Source organism: Pseudomonas sp. yb_2 (assembly GCF_043103905.1).
Lineage (GTDB): Bacteria > Pseudomonadota > Gammaproteobacteria > Pseudomonadales > Pseudomonadaceae > Aquipseudomonas > Aquipseudomonas alloputida.
Genome location: NZ_JBICKH010000033.1, coordinates 168,231 through 183,921, shown reverse-complemented (window position 1 = coordinate 183,921; position 15,691 = coordinate 168,231). Strand labels below are relative to the sequence as shown.

The 15,691-nt window shown below is 61.2% G+C and carries 13 protein-coding genes and 3 tRNA genes; 7 read left to right on the top strand and 9 right to left on the bottom strand.

The window, feature by feature from the left end; all coding sequences use genetic code 11:
* Nucleotides 1–27 precede the first annotated feature (27 nt).
* The 5 genes from ACF8FB_RS07880 to ACF8FB_RS07860 form a co-directional block, all read right to left on the bottom strand.
* The gene (locus ACF8FB_RS07880; protein WP_010952354.1) at nucleotides 28–1,320 is read right to left on the bottom strand and encodes a virulence factor family protein; all 1,293 of its coding nucleotides are present in this window, start codon (nucleotides 1,318–1,320) and stop codon (nucleotides 28–30) included.
* Nucleotides 1,320–3,962: a bifunctional lysylphosphatidylglycerol flippase/synthetase MprF gene (gene mprF / locus ACF8FB_RS07875; protein WP_010952355.1), complete on the bottom strand. Its 2,643-nt coding sequence runs from the start codon at nucleotides 3,960–3,962 to the stop codon at nucleotides 1,320–1,322. Before mprF ends, ACF8FB_RS07880 begins: the two co-directional genes overlap by 1 nt.
* Before the next feature lie 260 nt (nucleotides 3,963–4,222).
* Nucleotides 4,223–4,299, bottom strand: a tRNA-Met gene (locus tag ACF8FB_RS07870).
* A gap of 134 nt (nucleotides 4,300–4,433) precedes the next feature.
* Nucleotides 4,434–4,510, bottom strand: a tRNA-Met gene (locus ACF8FB_RS07865).
* A 135-nt stretch (nucleotides 4,511–4,645) separates the two neighbouring features.
* Nucleotides 4,646–4,722 (bottom strand) — tRNA-Met (locus ACF8FB_RS07860).
* A 221-nt stretch (nucleotides 4,723–4,943) separates the two neighbouring features.
* Here ACF8FB_RS07860 and dinB point away from each other — a divergent pair.
* Nucleotides 4,944–6,002, top strand: a complete 1,059-nt coding sequence (gene dinB / locus ACF8FB_RS07855; RefSeq protein ID WP_392511181.1) for a DNA polymerase IV — start codon at nucleotides 4,944–4,946, stop codon at nucleotides 6,000–6,002.
* Between the two features lie 26 nt (nucleotides 6,003–6,028).
* Here dinB and ACF8FB_RS07850 read toward each other — a convergent pair whose 3' ends face one another.
* From ACF8FB_RS07850 to ACF8FB_RS07840, 3 genes are all read right to left on the bottom strand, one after another.
* A complete protein-coding gene (locus tag ACF8FB_RS07850; protein WP_014589989.1) occupies nucleotides 6,029–6,982 on the bottom strand; it encodes a hypothetical protein in 954 nt (317 codons plus the stop codon).
* Between the two features lie 20 nt (nucleotides 6,983–7,002).
* Nucleotides 7,003–8,718, bottom strand: coding sequence for a proline--tRNA ligase (locus ACF8FB_RS07845; protein ID WP_014589990.1), 1,716 nt, complete (start codon nucleotides 8,716–8,718; stop codon nucleotides 7,003–7,005).
* 160 nt (nucleotides 8,719–8,878) lie between these two features.
* Nucleotides 8,879–10,144 carry an OprD family porin gene (locus ACF8FB_RS07840; protein ID WP_012051471.1) on the bottom strand — a complete coding sequence of 422 codons (1,266 nt, stop codon included), beginning with the start codon at nucleotides 10,142–10,144 and terminating at the stop codon, nucleotides 8,879–8,881.
* Between the two features lie 690 nt (nucleotides 10,145–10,834).
* On the opposite strand from ACF8FB_RS07840, the gene ACF8FB_RS07835 reads away from it, so the two are divergent.
* Both ACF8FB_RS07835 and ACF8FB_RS07830 read left to right on the top strand, forming a co-directional pair.
* The gene (locus tag ACF8FB_RS07835) at nucleotides 10,835–11,254 is read left to right on the top strand and encodes an HIT domain-containing protein (RefSeq protein ID WP_010952360.1); all 420 of its coding nucleotides are present in this window, start codon (nucleotides 10,835–10,837) and stop codon (nucleotides 11,252–11,254) included.
* A 1-nt stretch (nucleotide 11,255) separates the two neighbouring features.
* The gene (locus tag ACF8FB_RS07830; RefSeq protein WP_010952361.1) at nucleotides 11,256–11,462 is read left to right on the top strand and encodes a SlyX family protein; all 207 of its coding nucleotides are present in this window, start codon (nucleotides 11,256–11,258) and stop codon (nucleotides 11,460–11,462) included.
* 121 nt (nucleotides 11,463–11,583) lie between these two features.
* Here the strand turns inward: ACF8FB_RS07830 and ACF8FB_RS07825 are convergent, their stop codons facing one another.
* Nucleotides 11,584–12,177, bottom strand: a complete 594-nt coding sequence (locus ACF8FB_RS07825; protein WP_392511172.1) for a cold shock domain-containing protein membrane protein — start codon at nucleotides 12,175–12,177, stop codon at nucleotides 11,584–11,586.
* 281 nt (nucleotides 12,178–12,458) lie between these two features.
* Here ACF8FB_RS07825 and ACF8FB_RS07820 point away from each other — a divergent pair, with 281 nt between their 5' ends.
* From ACF8FB_RS07820 to aspS, 4 genes are all read left to right on the top strand, one after another.
* Nucleotides 12,459–12,932, top strand: a complete 474-nt coding sequence (locus ACF8FB_RS07820) for a Dps family protein (RefSeq protein ID WP_010952363.1) — start codon at nucleotides 12,459–12,461, stop codon at nucleotides 12,930–12,932.
* A gap of 210 nt (nucleotides 12,933–13,142) precedes the next feature.
* The gene (locus ACF8FB_RS07815) at nucleotides 13,143–13,472 is read left to right on the top strand and encodes a ribbon-helix-helix domain-containing protein (protein WP_020189844.1); all 330 of its coding nucleotides are present in this window, start codon (nucleotides 13,143–13,145) and stop codon (nucleotides 13,470–13,472) included.
* Between the two features lie 94 nt (nucleotides 13,473–13,566).
* Nucleotides 13,567–13,788: an FmdB family zinc ribbon protein gene (locus ACF8FB_RS07810; RefSeq protein WP_010952365.1), complete on the top strand. Its 222-nt coding sequence runs from the start codon at nucleotides 13,567–13,569 to the stop codon at nucleotides 13,786–13,788.
* Nucleotides 13,789–13,881: 93 nt separating this feature from the next.
* A complete protein-coding gene (gene aspS, locus ACF8FB_RS07805; protein WP_004575741.1) occupies nucleotides 13,882–15,657 on the top strand; it encodes an aspartate--tRNA ligase in 1,776 nt (591 codons plus the stop codon).
* The last annotated feature ends 34 nt before the right edge of the window (nucleotides 15,658–15,691 follow it).

Sequence of the window (15,691 nt, the reverse complement as noted above, 5' to 3'; positions counted from 1 at the left end):
AGGGCCGCAGAGCGGCCCTGAGCCTTGTCAGTTCTGCTCAGCTACGCTGGACTTGCCTTGGCGCGTTTCGATCTCGCCAATCAACCGCTTGGCGAGTGCCGGGTAGTTCTCGTCGAAGTGGTGCCCGCCAGGCAGTTTCAGGCGCTCACCTACTGCCGTCTTTTCCGTGCAACCGCTCTCGTCGGTTTCCTCGACGCCATATACGCACACGACCTTGGACGCTGGCAGCTTGGCCATTTCCGGCCCGGTTGGCGCTTCCTGGCCTTCCTTGCCCAGCCAACCCTCGACCTCGATCTCGAAGCTGCCACTGCGCGCAAAGGCTAGCAGCATCACCGCGTCGATACGCTGCTGGTCCTCGACGGGCAGGCGGTTGTAGATCGCCGGCAGCACGTCGGCGCCGAACGAATAGCCGGTCAAGACGAAGCGCTTGGTCCCCCACTTCTGCCGGTAGTGATGCATCAGCTCGGAAAGGTCGGCGGCGCTTTGTTCCGGGGTCTTGTGCTGCCAGTAGTAGCGCAGCGTGTCGATGCCCACCACCGGGTAACCCAGCTTGGCCATTTCCCCGGCCACGTCGCGGTCCAGATCGCGCCAGCCGCCATCACCAGAGAGGAACAAGGTAACCGTGTCTGTGGTTTGCCCGGCCGGCACTTCGACCACCGGGATGGCCAGTGCGTTACCGTCGCGGCCGACCAGGGCTTGGGTCAGTTGCGCCTTGAGCACTTGTGGCAAGTGGATGTCGTAGTCGCTGATGCTGGTTTCGGCGTTGGCCTGGTCGCGCACGAAGGCGGCGCTGGCGTCATCCGGGTTGTCGTTCCAGGCGACGTTCCAGTGGCCATGGGCAGCCGATTTGGGCAGCGGTGCCTGGCAGTCAGGCTGTTCGAGGGTGAAGCCCACGGAAATGGCCCGCGCCTTGTCATCGTTCTGGCTGGCCAGCCAGCGCCAGGCTTGGACGGCACCGGGGCCGATGCCGGCGACCAAGGTCGGTTTTTCCTGCAGTTGGTTCAGCGCCTGGTCCATGGCCTGTTGCTGCTTGCTGCAGTCGCCAGGCGGCAGAATCACCTGCACCAACTGGGCTTCACCGGCCTGGCTCAGGTCGAGCAGTTGCTTGCCCGTCAGTGCCTGGTCTTGTGGCACGCCGATGGCCACCCGGGCCTTGGGGTGCACGCCAGGGGTAACACGGGTGATGCTGGTGTCATTGATGCTCAACTGTTCCAGGCGCGCCTCGGGGGCCGGGCGCGTCCACAGCCAGAAGGCCAGCGCACCACCCAGGGCGGCCAGCAGCAGGGGAACCAGCAGGTACAACAAAAAGCGTCGGGTCATCAGCGTTTCACCAATCCAGTCAGGCCGCCTGCAATCAGGGCGGCGGTGTCGGCCAGTGCCACCAGCGGGTCGAGCCCGGCTGGCACGGCCATGTAGCGGGGTTCCCAGTCCGGCTGGAACTTGTCCTTGAAGCGTCGAAGCCCCTGGAAGTTGTAAAGCTGCTCACCACGGCGGAACACCAGCGAACCCAAGCGCTGGGTCAAGGGTGCGCCGCGCCTTGGTTGCAGGCCGGACAGCGGTACCATGCCCAGGCTGAAACGCCCGTAGTCATGGCTTTTGTAATGCAGGATCAAGCCGATCATCATGAATTCCATGGTCAGCTTTGGCGCTTCGGGGTGCGCACGCATCAGGTCGAGGCTGGCCAGTTCGTTTCCATGGGTTTCCAGCAGGTTGGCGAAGGCTACCGGGCGGCCCTGGAAGCGAATCAGGGCTATGCGGAAGTGCTGCAGGTAGTCTGGGCTGAAGCGCCCCAGCGAGAAGCCTTTCTCGCGCACGTTCTTGCCGCCGAGCCAGGCGTCGGAAATTTCCTTCAGCTCAGCCAGCGGGGCGTGGCCGGGCTCATGGATCTCCAGGCTCAGGCCATCGCGTCCGCCGCGGTTCCAGGTGTAGCGCAGGTCTTTCATCTCCTTGCCTTTGGCTTCAAGGTCGAAGCGGCGCAAGTCGACCCGGGCTTCTTCACCGAGCTTCAATGCGGTCAGGCCGATGTCCATGTAGAACGGCAGGTTCTCTGCGCGCACCTGATAGAACACGGGGCGTGCGTGGTGCAGGTCGCACAGGTCGCGGAACTGCCAGATCATCTCGGCGCGTTCCTGGGCCGGGCCTATCGGGTCGTACAACGCCACCAGGCTGCGGCCGCGCCGGGCATACATGAGGAACGCGTTACCACGCGGGTGGAACAGCAACGCCTTGTCGCCAGTCAGCGCCAGGCCACCGTCGGGCTGGTCGGAGGCCTGCAGGATACGGTTGGCGCGTTGCAACTCTTCTTCGTCAGGCAGGTGGATCACGGGTGGCGCTGTACGCAGCAGCCACGTCAGTGCCACGGCAGCCAGCAGCAAGGCACTGCCCATGGCGGCGCGCAGGCCCCGTGGCGCATCGGCATCGAGGGTGAACTGCCACCACAGCTGATGGCTGTAAGGCACATCCTGGTAGGCGAACAGCAGAAGCCACACTGATGCGCCCACCGTACAGGCGCTGGCCACCAGGAACACCGGCGAGAAGGGCAGCTCCAGCAGTCGGCTGGGGCGATAGAACGAGCGGCGGAACAGCGCGAGCAGGGCGGCGGTAAAGGTCAGCAGGCAAGCCTCTTCCCAGTCAAAGCCCTTCAACAGCGACAGCAGGGCGCCGACCAGCAACAGCACGGTGGTCAGTAGCCAGGCGGCGGACAGGCGCCGGCGCAGGCCTTGGGCCAGCAGCAGGCAGAGCACACCGATCAGGCTGGCGCCGAAATGAGAGGCATCGATCAGCCGGTGTGGCACCAGGAAGCCCATATGCTCCAGGCGCGTATCTATCTCGGGCGTGGCACCGGAAAACAGCAGCACCACGCCGGACAGGAACACCAGGATCGACAGGATCGGCGCGGCCAGCCCCGAAGCGGCCTTGATGGCCTGTTGCGCAAACAGCAGGCGTCGGGCTTCATTGGCCAGCAGCAACACGCAGGCCAGCAGCAGTGGCAGTACCACATAGATCAGCCGGTACAGCAGCAAGGCTGCCGCCAGCGGCGCGGCACCGAGCTGGTCGGCAAAGGCCGCCAGCAGGATCGCTTCGAACACCCCGACGCCGCCCGGTACGTGGCTGAGCACGCCCGCAGCCAAGGCCAGCAGGTACACCAGCACGAACGCGCCGAAAGGAGGGGCTTCGGGCAGCAACAGGTAGAGCACGGTGGCAGCCGCCGCCACATCCAACGCGGTAATCAGCAATTGCAGGGCCGCCAGGCGTGCATCCGGCAGGCGAAGTGTGCGCCGCCCCAGTTGAACGAGCAGGTTATTGGCCGCCGGTTGCTCGGCCAGGCGTCGGCGGTACAAGCCAATTACCAGTAAGGCAGACACCACCAGCACGGCGCTGGCAACAGCTGCCAGCAGGCCGGGCGCCAACCCCAGCGCTGTCGAGGCCGCCGGCAGGTTGCTCAATGTCGCCAAGGCGGCCAGGGGCGGCAGCGCGCAGCCAAGTGACAGGCTGGCAAACACGGTCATGCGTGCGACTTCGCCAGCACCAAGCCCTTGCCGTGCGTACAGGCGATAGCGAACCGAGCCGCCAGAGAGCATCGACAGGCCGATGGCGTTGCCGATGGCAAAGGCGCTGAAGCCGCCCAGTGCCAGGCTGCGTGCTGGCAGTTTCACGCCCGCATAGCGGCTGGCCGACCACTCGTAGCCCAGCAGGATCACAAAGCCGATCACCGTCGCCAGCAAGGCGCCCAGCAATGACTGGGTGGGCACGCTGAGCATGGCATCGTGCAAGGCATAGATGTCCAGCTCGCTCAGCAGGTGGCGGCAGGCAATCAAGGCCATCGTGAACAGTAACAGGGTCACCATCAGGCCTATGGGCTGGCGGTAGCGACTCAGGCGTTCGAGTAGGGGCAGGCGCTGCACAGCACCGGGTAGCGCCGTAGCGAGTGGCACCGGAGGTTCGGGATTGTGCGAAGTCATGAGTTGCCCCGGGCATGCAGCGCGAGGTGAAGGAAAGGTGCGGCCAAGTGAAAGTCCCTTAGGAAAACGTATCCAATGTTACTCCGGCCTCAGGCGTTTGCAGCGGCTTGGCAGGGTTAAAGATAGTTCATCCTGGGCACGACATCTCAAGCCTGCGGGTTGGCATGAGGGGAGGGAAAATCGAGGCGACGAAAGTCAGGGAGGTATAAAGCAACAAACCCCGCGCTGCTTTACACAGGCGGGGTTTGTTCTGACGAATATGGTTGCGGGAGCCGGATTTGAACCGACGACCTTCGGGTTATGAGCCCGACGAGCTACCAGGCTGCTCCATCCCGCGTCAGTGGGGCGGATTCTACAGTGTGTGGTTTTTATGTCAAGCGCTAGGCTTTGATTTTTCGACGTTTTTTCGCGAATGCTTATCAGCAGGCAAAGAAAAAGGCCACTGTGTTAACAGTGGCCTTTTCTTGAATCTGGTTGCGGGAGCCGGATTTGAACCGACGACCTTCGGGTTATGAGCCCGACGAGCTACCAGGCTGCTCCATCCCGCGTCAGTGGGGCGGATTCTACAGCGTGTAGTTTATATGTCAAGCGCTAGGCTTTGATTTGTCGATGTTTTTTCGAAAAAGCTTTTTAACGGGCAAAAGAAAAAGGCCACTGCGTTAGCAGTGGCCTTTTCTCGAATCTGGTTGCGGGAGCCGGATTTGAACCGACGACCTTCGGGTTATGAGCCCGACGAGCTACCAGGCTGCTCCATCCCGCGCCTGTGAGATCGAATTCTACGGATTTACGCACTGATGTCAAGCAATTGTTTTGGAAAAACCTTTTTTGTTCAAACCCTTAGCGCTTCATGACCGTGTTCAGCTCAGTCACGGCGGGGCTTTCAGGCCGATTATCGTGTAGCAAGGCAGGTGAGCTGTTTCAGAGCAGGGCGCATGCGATACTATCTGTATGAATTTACAGTGCTGACGGTCGTCCATGTCCTTGCGCAAGATCATCCACGTCGACTGCGATTGTTTCTACGCTGCGATCGAGATGCGTGACGACCCGCGCCTGGCCGGTCGCCCCATGGCGGTGGGGGGCTCGCCCGACCATCGCGGGGTAATCGCCACCTGCAACTATGAAGCGCGTGCCTATGGTGTGCGCTCGGCCATGTCATCGCGGCATGCGCTGAAGCTTTGCCCCGATCTGTTGATCGTCAAGCCGCGCTTCGAGGCCTACCGTGAGGCCTCGCGGGAAATCCACACGATCTTTCGCGATTACACGGAGCTCATCGAGCCTTTGTCCCTGGACGAAGCCTATCTGGATGTCAGCGACAGCCAGTGGTATTCGGGCAGCGCCACGCGCATTGCCGAGGATATTCGCCGGCGTGTTGCCCGCACCCTGCATATCACCGTGTCGGCTGGCGTGGCGCCTAACAAGTTTCTGGCCAAGATCGCCAGTGACTGGCGCAAACCCAATGGGCTGTTCGTGATTACCCCAAATGAAGTGGAAACGTTCGTTGCAGCCTTGCCGGTGGCCAGGTTGCATGGGGTGGGTAAGGTGACGGCCGACAAACTGACGCGGCTGGGCATCGAAACCTGCCTGCATTTGCGTGAGTGGTCACGGCTGGCATTGGTGCGTGAGTTCGGCAGTTTTGGCGAGCGGTTGTGGGGGCTGGCGCGAGGGATCGATGAGCGTGCGGTGCATAACGACAGCCGACGCCAGTCGGTGAGTGTGGAAAACACCTACGACACCGACCTGCCAGACCTGGCCAGTTGCCTGGCGCGGCTGCCAGAGTTGCTGGATAGCCTGAACGAACGCATCGCCCGAATGGACAGCAGTTACCGGCCAGACAAACCGTTCGTCAAGGTCAAGTTCCATGACTTCAGCCAGACCACCATGGAGCAGGCCGGGGCGGGCCGGGACCTGAAGAGTTATCGGCAATTGCTGGGGCAGGCGTTCGCCCGTGGCGGCAAGCCGGTGCGCTTGCTAGGGGTAGGGGTGAGGTTGCGTGACTTGCGGGGCGCGCATGAACAGTTGGAGCTGTTCCCGCCCAAATGAAAGGGGCTGCAATGCAGCCCCTTCTATTAATGCACGCCTGGATCCGCCACCAACCGGCCAGTGGCCTTGGTAAGCGACTGCAGGAACTCCTGCTGCAGCTCCGGATCGTTGCGGGTCAGCTCGATCAGGCTCTGTTCCATTTCACTGGCTTCCTCTTCAAGGCCCAGTTCGGACAGGCGCTTGACCCGGTGCACCCACTGGCCGACATCATCATCTTCGAGGTCATCGAAGATCAGCTCATGGGCTTCGAGCAGCTTATTGCGCAGGGTGGCGCTGACCAACAGGCTGGCATCGCCTCGTACCGCATTGTCCTCGTCAAGTACTTGCAGGTGCAGGGTGCCGACGTGGTTGAGGTTCTGCTCGGAGAACGGGCTGTCGAGCAGGTTCAGGCGCAGCACGCCGTTGCGGTCGGTGGTCAGCTCGTGGGTCATCTTGCCGGCCTTGACCTCGACCAGGCGCTCGCTCCAGGGCAGGCTGATGGATTCCTCGCGCTTGCCTTTCTGCACTTCGCTGATCCCGGCCAGGTTCTGCTGGGCGCGGCCGTTGGATGGCACGTTCATGAACGGGTTGAGCCCATCCACGCCATAGCTGAGCCAGTCGTGGGTGATACTTTGCGGCAGGTTACCCAAGGCGAAGACGTTGACCACATTGGCGCCGACACCCGCCACCACGGCCACTGCACCCAGCGGGATCTCGTAGATCTCCCGCCAGGGTTGGTAAGGCGTGTAGCGGTCATAACGACGGGTCACTTCGAATTCGGTGACTTCGAAGCGCTTTTGCTCATGCACGCGCACACGTCGCTGCGGAAGCTCCATCACCTTCGGCTCGCCGACATCGATCTGCAGGGTATGCTCGAGCAGTTTGCGCTCGACGCGCTCCTCATGGTCGCTGCGCTGGGACATCTGGTTGGCGCAGCCGCTGACGAGCAGGGCGCCGCACAGTGCGGCGCCCCCAAGGGTAAAGGTACTTCGCTTGTACATGATCACTCGTGCATTGGTTATCAGCGGCGAACGCGGGCCTGCAGGAAGGTCAGCACTTCATTGAGCGGCAACGCCTGGGCGTCCTGCTCGGTGCGGTGCTTGTACTCCAGGTTGCCTTCGGCCAGGCCGCGATCGCTGACGACGATGCGGTGTGGGATGCCGATCAGCTCCATGTCGGCAAACTTGATGCCTGGGCTGGTTTTCTTGTCGCGGTCGTCCAGCAGCACTTCATAGCCGGCGGCAGTCAGTTCGGCATACAGCTTGTCGGTTGCTTCGCGGACCACGTCGGTTTCGTAGCGCAGTGGGACCAGGGCAATCTGGAACGGAGCCAGGGCGTCGTTCCAGATGATGCCCTTGTCGTCATAGCTCTGCTCGATGGCAGCTGCAACCACACGGGACACGCCAATGCCGTAGCAACCCATCGACAGTACGACCGGCTTGCCGTTCTCGCCCAGCACTTGGCACTTCAGCGCCTCGCTGTACTTGGTGCCCAGCTGGAAGATGTGGCCCACTTCGATGCCGCGCTTGATAACCAGGGTGCCCTGGCCGTCCGGGCTTGGGTCGCCTTCGACCACGTTACGCAGGTCGGCAACCTGTGGCACCGGCAGGTCGCGCTCCCAGTTGACGCCGAAGTAGTGCTTGTCGTCGATGTTGGCGCCGATGCCGAAGTCGCTCATCAGGGCAACCGAGCGGTCGATGATGATTTCCAGTGGCAGGTTGAGCGGGCCGAGCGAGCCGGCGCCGGCGCCAATGGCGTCGCGCAGTTCGGCTTCGGTGGCCATGACCAGCGGGTCGGCAACCTGTTCCAGCTTTGTGGCCTTGATTTCGTTCAGTTCGTGGTCGCCACGGACGATCAGGGCAATCAGCTTGCCCTCTTCGGCACCGCGTACGATCAGGGTCTTGACGGTCTTTTCGATCGGCAGGCCGTGGTTTTCCACCAACTGGGCGATGGTCTTGGCATTCGGGGTGTCGACCAGGCGCAGCTCCTCGGTAGGGGCAGGGCGCACGGTTTCACGCGGGATGGCTTCGGCCTTCTCGATGTTGGCGGCGTAGTCGGAGCTGTCGCTGAAGATCACGTCATCTTCGCCAGACTCGGCCAGCACGTGGAACTCGTGCGAGTAGCTGCCACCGATCGAGCCGGTATCGGCCTGCACAGGGCGGAAGTCCAGGCCCAGGCGGGTGAACACATTGGTGTACGCCTGGTGCATGCGATCATAGGTTTCCTGCAGGGAAGCCTGGTCGGCATGGAACGAGTAGGCGTCCTTCATGATGAACTCGCGGCCACGCATCAGGCCGAAGCGCGGGCGGATCTCGTCACGGAACTTGGTCTGGATCTGGTACAGGTTGAGCGGCAGCTGTTTATAGCTGGACAGCTCGTTACGGGCCAGGTCGGTGATCACTTCTTCGTGGGTAGGGCCAACGCAGAAGTCGCGCTGGTGGCGGTCTTTCAGGCGCAGCAGCTCAGGGCCGTATTGCTCCCAGCGACCGGATTCCTGCCACAGCTCGGCGGGCTGGATGCTCGGCATCAGCACTTCCAGGGCGCCGGCGGCGTTCATTTCCTCACGCACCACGGCTTCGACCTTGCGCATTACCCGCAAGCCCATCGGCAGCCAGGTGTACAGGCCGGAGGCCAGTTTGCGGATCATGCCGGCACGCAGCATGAGCTGATGGCTGATGACCACTGCGTCGGCAGGGGTTTCTTTCTGGGTGGCGAGCAAATATTGACTGGTGCGCATGGTTAGCCGTGTCGATTGCCTAAGACGTTGAAATAGCCCCGCATTGTACGGGGGGGAAACGAAGGCGTACAGGATGCCCCAGGGCGTGACACTTGTCAGCCAAGAAAAAGCCCGGCGTGATTGCCGGGCTTTTTCAGGTGCGGGGCACTGCAAGCCAGGCTTACAGGATGCTCAGCGGGTACTCCACGATCAGGCGCAGTTCGTCGATCGATGGGGAATCGTAGTAGACACCATCGGAAGAACGGTAGGTGGCTTGACGCACGCGGAAGCTCAGGTCTTTCGCCGGGCCTTCCTGCAGGACGTACTTGATGTCGACGTCGCGTTCCCATTCTTTGCCGTTGGTGGTGCCGGCGACGTTGGCGTCGGAACCGCGTACATAACGGGTCATGAAGGTCAGGCCTGGAATGCCGTATTCGGCAAAGTTCAGGTCGTAGCGAGCCTGCCAGGATTTCTCGTCTTCGGCGTTGAAGTCGGAGCGGGCCACGGAGTTGGCCAGGAAGATGGTGCCGCCACCGTCGATACCATAACCATAGTCGCCGTCGCCGGTGACTTTCTGGTAGGCCAGGGTGAAGGTGTGAGCGCCGATGTTGTAGGCGCCCGACAGGCTGAACGCGCGGTTGTCCAGCTTCTCGCCATCGAATGCGCGGTACTCGGCAGAGCCTTCGCTCTTGGTGTCATAGATGTTGAAGTCGAACACCAGGCCTTGATTGTCGGAGATTGGCAGCGCCCAGTTGACGTTGGCGTAGTATTTGCGCCAGTAGTCTTCAACCTTCGAGTAGTACAGGCTGGTGCTGAGGTTGTCGGTGAAGGCGTAGGTGCCGCCGACCACGTTGGCTTCCTTCAGGCCGAAGCTGTCGCGGTTGGTTTGTTCCTGGGCAGTCAGGCTGGTGAAGTGACCAGCGTGCAGGGTCAGCCCTTCGATCTCGTTGCTGGTGATCAGGGTGCCCTGGGCGATTTCTGGCAGCAGGCGGCTGTCATCGGTGGCGAAGACCGGCAGCGCGGTGAACTGGTCACCCACTTTCAGCACGGTGTCGGAGATGCGGAATTTGACCGCGCCGCCGCCCTTGGAGTAGTCATCCTGCGAACGGCCGTCGGAACCGGTCGGGAACAGGCCGGTACCGGCACGGCCCTTGCCGCTGTCCAGTTTCAGGCCGAGCATGCCGATGGCGTCGACACCCACACCCACGGTGCCTTGGGTGAAGCCGGACTCGAAGGTGCCGACGAAGCCCAGGCCGGTTTCTTCGCGACGGCTCTGGCCGCCTTCGTTGTTACGGAAGTCACGGCTGAAATACAGCATGCGGGTCTTGACGCTCAGCTTGCTGTCTTCGATGAAACCTTTGGACTCGTCCTGTGCCGAGGCCATTGCCAACTGCGAGGTCCCTGCCGAAACGGCCAGGGCGATCATGCTCCACTTCATCACGCGCATCGTGATTTGCTCCTTTGGTTTTTAGGAAGAGTACCGCTGCGTCCAAGTCTTTTAGTTATATGGGGCAGCTCTTTCTTTTTATGTCGGCGAAAATGTATAGCACGCAGACTGTTGTTGGCGATATGGCTATAAGCACTCTTTGCGGAACTTTTTCACCGTGTCGCTTTTAAGTATTTCCATGTCGCAAATCACGCCCCGGTTCAGGGGCCGTATAACCTCAGCGCTATTCCTGTCACCGTAACGAATCTGTAACTGCCGATTCCGGTTGAGGAAACTCCCTGGTAACCCATGTCGCTGTTGTTATTTGTCGCGTACACCTGTGACTGCAGATGTCGTGCCGACTTGGCGTGAAGGGAATGCAACAAGCGTGCTCAAAATTCGCAACAGTTCATGAAATTTTCACAAAACCTGCTACCGAGGGTCGGAAAGTCCCGTAAACGCGGGGCGAAGGCTGCTTGTGTGATTTGTGCGATCGAGAATCATTAAAAATTATAAAGTTGCCCTTAGAGTCAAAGTGTTACCGCGACTTGTTCATCCAGCGTCGTTTGTGGGGTGGTCAGTGTGGGAGGGGCGGGCAGGTGGCCTCATTTTGGTGCGAAAAGTAGCGCTGTGTTACCGGGAGTGTGCAAGGTATCCTTGCTGCCCTGTTTTCCGCCTGAAGCGGGATGTATTGCCTGAAGGAGATATGCCGTGTTCGTCCTCGATTCGCGTTTGCAGCAGGATTCGCTGGTGTTGGGAGAGTTTCCGCTGTGCCAGTTGCTGCTGAGCAAGGATGCCAATTACCCATGGTTCATTCTGGTGCCCAAGCGCGCTGGTATCAGTGAGCTGTTCGAGCTGGATGCGGCAGAGCAACAGCAGTTGTGGCAGGAAACCACCTTGTTGGCAGAGGCGTTGAAAGCCAGCTATGGGGCCGACAAGATGAACGTGGCTACCTTGGGCAACGTGGTCAGCCAGTTGCACATGCATGTGATTGTGCGCCAGCGCGACGACGCTGCATGGCCGGCACCGGTATGGGGCAAGTGTGCGCCTGTGGGCTACACCGATGATCAACTGCAAGCTGTTCGCCAGCGTCTGCGCGGGCTACAACTTGCTGGATACCAAGAGGCCTGAGATGACACTGGAAATGCGGATGGTCGAACTGGAAACCCGTCAGGCGTTTCAGGATGACACTATCCAGGCGCTGAATGACGTGGTGGTGGAGCAAGCGCGGGTGATCGAGCGGCTGCAATTGCAGATGGCCGAGCTGATCAAGCGTCATGAAGAGATGGTTGGCCAGTATGGCAGCGAAGGGGAAGAGGCCCCGCCTCCTCATTATTGAGTTGTTCCAGGCTGCTATCGCCGGCAAGCCAGCCCCCACAGGTATGATGCTGCCTTCAGGTGCAGCACGGCCCTTGTGGGCGCTGGTTTGCCGTTGATAGCGTCGGCCGGTCAGCCGTTGGTCAACGGCGGTTTACTGCAACCACGTCTTCGGCCTGCAGGCCCTTGTCGCGGTGCATCACCGAAAACTCCACGCGCTGGCCTTCGACCAGAATGCGGTGGCCCTCACCGCGGATGGCCCGAAAGTGCACGAAGATGTCATCGCCCGAGTCTCGGGAGATGAAACCAAAGCCTTTCGACGTGTTGAACCATTTGACGGTGCCGGTATCACGGTTGCTGGCATCTTGTGCCACGTGTTGAGTGCCGCGTGCCTTGCGCGTGCTGCGGGCAAAGCCCACGGCCAGATGCACGGCCACGGCCAGCGCCGCACACACCAGGGCTGCCAGGTTGCCCATTTCGGGGCGGGCCAGTAGCGTCAGGGTCTGCAGCACGACGGCGACTACCAGCAGGGCGCAGGCCAGGTGCTGCAGTTGTTGCCGCGCGCCGCGATGATACAGCGGCACGACCGGGGCCAGCACAAGGTTGAGCAGGCCGAGCAGGGCCAGGTAGACCGCGTCGGGTTGTTGCAGGAAGGGTGTCGCATCGGTTTTCAGGCTGGGTATGAGCGATAGCAGCAAAGCTGCCACGCCCGTCACCAGATGGACGATCTTGAACATGGGGTTGGCTCACTGTTGATAAGGCCGATCACAGGAAGAGCTGGCAGCACGGTGCGCATGAGATATAGAGCGCGAACACGTGGCAGGCCAGCCTATGCACCCGGCAATGACAGTCCGCACGGGTGGCACACTGCCTATTTAACAGTAAAGCCGCAGCCTACTCAAACCGCAGGCCGCCCAGTGGGCAATGTATTGCGCCATGTCACATGCGGCATGCGGCAAGTGTTGCTACAGTGGTCGGCACCCGCTTGAGTCTCAAGCCTTGTGGAAAGGGGAGCTTCATGGCAATCGATATCGGTATCAGTGAAGAAGATCGCAAGTCCATCGTCGATGGGCTGTCCCGCCTGTTGTCGGATACCTACGTGCTGTATCTGAAAACCCATAACTTTCACTGGAACGTCACCGGCCCGTCGTTCCGCACCTTGCACCTGATGTTCGAAGAGCAGTACAACGAACTGGCGCTGGCAGTCGATTCGATCGCCGAGCGCATCCGTGCCTTGGGCTTCCCGGCACCGGGTTCGTATGCATTCTATGCACGGCACTCGTCGATCAAGGAGGAGGAAGGCGTCCCCCCGGCAGACGAGATGATCCGCCAGCTTGTTCAGGGGCAGGAGGCCGTGGTACGCACTGCGCGCAGCATTTTCCCTGTGGTGGACAAGGTCAGTGACGAGCCGACCGCCGACCTGCTGACGCAGCGCATGCAGGTTCACGAGAAAACCGCCTGGATGCTGCGGGTACTGCTCGACGACAAGTAACCGTTGCTCAAGGGGAAAGCTTGCGCAACCCCCGTGGGAGCGGGCGTGCCCGCGAACACCGGCGCAGCCGGTGCCATCCACCGCATTGCCTGCTCCCACAGGCTCCGCCTGGCAATCTGGTATTTGCGAAGGAACATTTTGCCGCTGCTTTAAGCTCGCCCGTCAGCGCTTCATAGGCCACCTGGTACCTGTGACGAGGAAGTGTGGCGCATGATGCAAGCGAACAAGCGTATGGCCGGCCAGGGCAACTGGCCAGGGAAACAGTGCATCGACCCGTTCAAGGCGGACTTCGACATGTTGCAGACGCAGCCGGTGTCACGTTCCGTGCGGCTCAACGGCTTTTCTACCTGTCTGCGCCTGGAGGCTGTCTACTGGGGTATCCTAGAGCGCATCGCCGCCGCCAACCGTTGTTCGGTCAGTGCCGTGTTGTCCTACGTGGACCGTGAGGTGCACCTGCGCCAGGGCGGAGTGCGCAATTTCAGCGGGCTGATCCGGGTAATCTGCGTGGCGTGGCTGCAGGACCCGCCAAGTGCGCGCTGATCGCCAGGCGGGCTGCGCAGTGCTTGCTAACCATATATAATCCCGCTTTTTGCTGCCCCCCGGCAGCCAGCGTTATGGTTGACGAGAGACACCCATGCCCCTTTATGACTATCAATGTGCGTCCTGCGAGCACCGCATGGAAGTGCTGCAGAAGATCAGCGCCGCGCCGCTGATCGATTGCCCGGCCTGTCAGGCGCCGGCACTGAAAAAGCTGCTGTCGGTGCCAGGCTTTCGCCTGAGCGGTAACGGTTGGTACGAAACCGACTTCAAGACCGGGGCGAAAAAGAATCTGGCAGGCGGCGACAAGGCCGACTGAGTTGAATGCTGTGACCGGGTCTTGCAGTATTAGCCCTCCGGGCGGCCAAGGCCTCCACCGAATACACGAATCACGAGAAGCGAAACCACCATCATGATGCGCAGCCATTATTGCGGCCAACTGAACGAGAGCCTGGACGGCCAGGAAGTCACCCTTTGCGGCTGGGTCCATCGTCGCCGCGACCACGGCGGGGTGATCTTCCTCGACATCCGTGACCGCGAAGGCATGGCCCAGGTCGTGTTCGACCCGGATCGCGCCGAAACCTTCGCTGCCGCCGACCGCGTGCGCAGCGAATACGTCGTGCAGATCACCGGCAAGGTCCGCAAGCGTCCTGAAGGTGCAGTGAATGCCAACATGGCTTCCGGTGCCATCGAGATCCTCGGCTACCAGCTGAACGTGCTCAACGAAGCGGAAACCCCGCCGTTCCCCCTGAACGAATACTCCGACGTCGGCGAGGAAACCCGCCTGCGTTACCGCTTCATCGATCTGCGTCGCCCGGAAATGGCCGACAAGCTGCGCCTGCGCTCGCGCATCACCAGCAGCATCCGTCGCTTCCTCGACGAAAACGGCTTCCTCGACGTCGAAACCCCGATTCTCACCCGTGCCACCCCCGAAGGCGCGCGCGACTACCTGGTGCCAAGCCGTACCCACGCCGGTAGTTTCTTCGCCCTGCCGCAATCGCCACAGCTGTTCAAGCAGCTGCTGATGGTCGCTGGCTTCGATCGTTACTACCAGATCGCCAAGTGCTTCCGTGACGAAGACCTGCGTGCCGACCGTCAGCCGGAATTCACCCAGATCGACATCGAGACCAGTTTCCTCGATGAAAGCGAGATCATGGGCCTGACCGAAAGCATGATCCGCAAGCTGTTCAAGGAAGTGCTCGATCTGGAATTCGGCGAATTCCCGCACATGACCTTCGAAGAGGCCATGCGCCGCTACGGCTCCGACAAGCCAGACCTGCGTATTCCGCTGGAACTGGTCGACGTTGCCGACCAGCTGAAGGATGTCGACTTCAAGGTGTTCGCCGGCCCGGCCAACGATCCGAAGTGCCGCGTTACCGCCCTGCGTCTGCCAGGTGGTGCCAGCATGCCGCGCAGCAAAATCGACGAGTACACCAAGTTCGTTGGCATCTACGGTGCCAAGGGCCTGGCCTACATCAAGGTCAATGAGCGCGCCAAGGGTGTCGAAGGCCTGCAGTCGCCGATCGTCAAGAACATCCCTGAGGCCAACCTCAACAACATCCTCGACCGCGTGGGTGCCGTGGACGGCGACATCGTGTTCTTCGGTGCCGACAAGTTCAAGGTAGTCAGCGAAGCCCTGGGTGCGCTGCGTATTCGTCTGGGTCACGACTTCGAGCTGCTGACCTGCGAGTGGGCGCCGATGTGGGTCGTCGACTTCCCGATGTTCGAAGAGAACGAAGACGGCAGCTTCACTGCATTGCACCACCCGTTCACCGCGCCGAAGTGCACCCCGGAAGAGCTCGAGGCCAACCCGGCCACTGCCCTGTCCCGTGCCTACGACATGGTGCTGAACGGTACCGAGCTGGGTGGCGGTTCGATCCGTATCCACCGTAAAGAGATGCAACAGGCGGTATTCCGTCTGCTGGGTATCGAGGCAGAAGAACAGGAAGAGAAGTTCGGCTTCCTGCTCGACGCTCTGAAGTTCGGGGCACCGCCTCACGGTGGCCTGGCATTCGGTCTGGACCGTCTGGTCATGCTGATGACCGGCGCCCAGTCGATCCGTGAAGTGATCGCGTTCCCGAAAACCCAGAGCGCTGCATGCGTCATGACCCAGGCCCCTGGCATGGTCGACGCCAAGGCCCTGCGCGAACTGCACATCCGACTGCGCGAACAGACCAAGGTCGAGTAAGCAGTCCCCGGGCGCATCCACATGGATGCGCCTT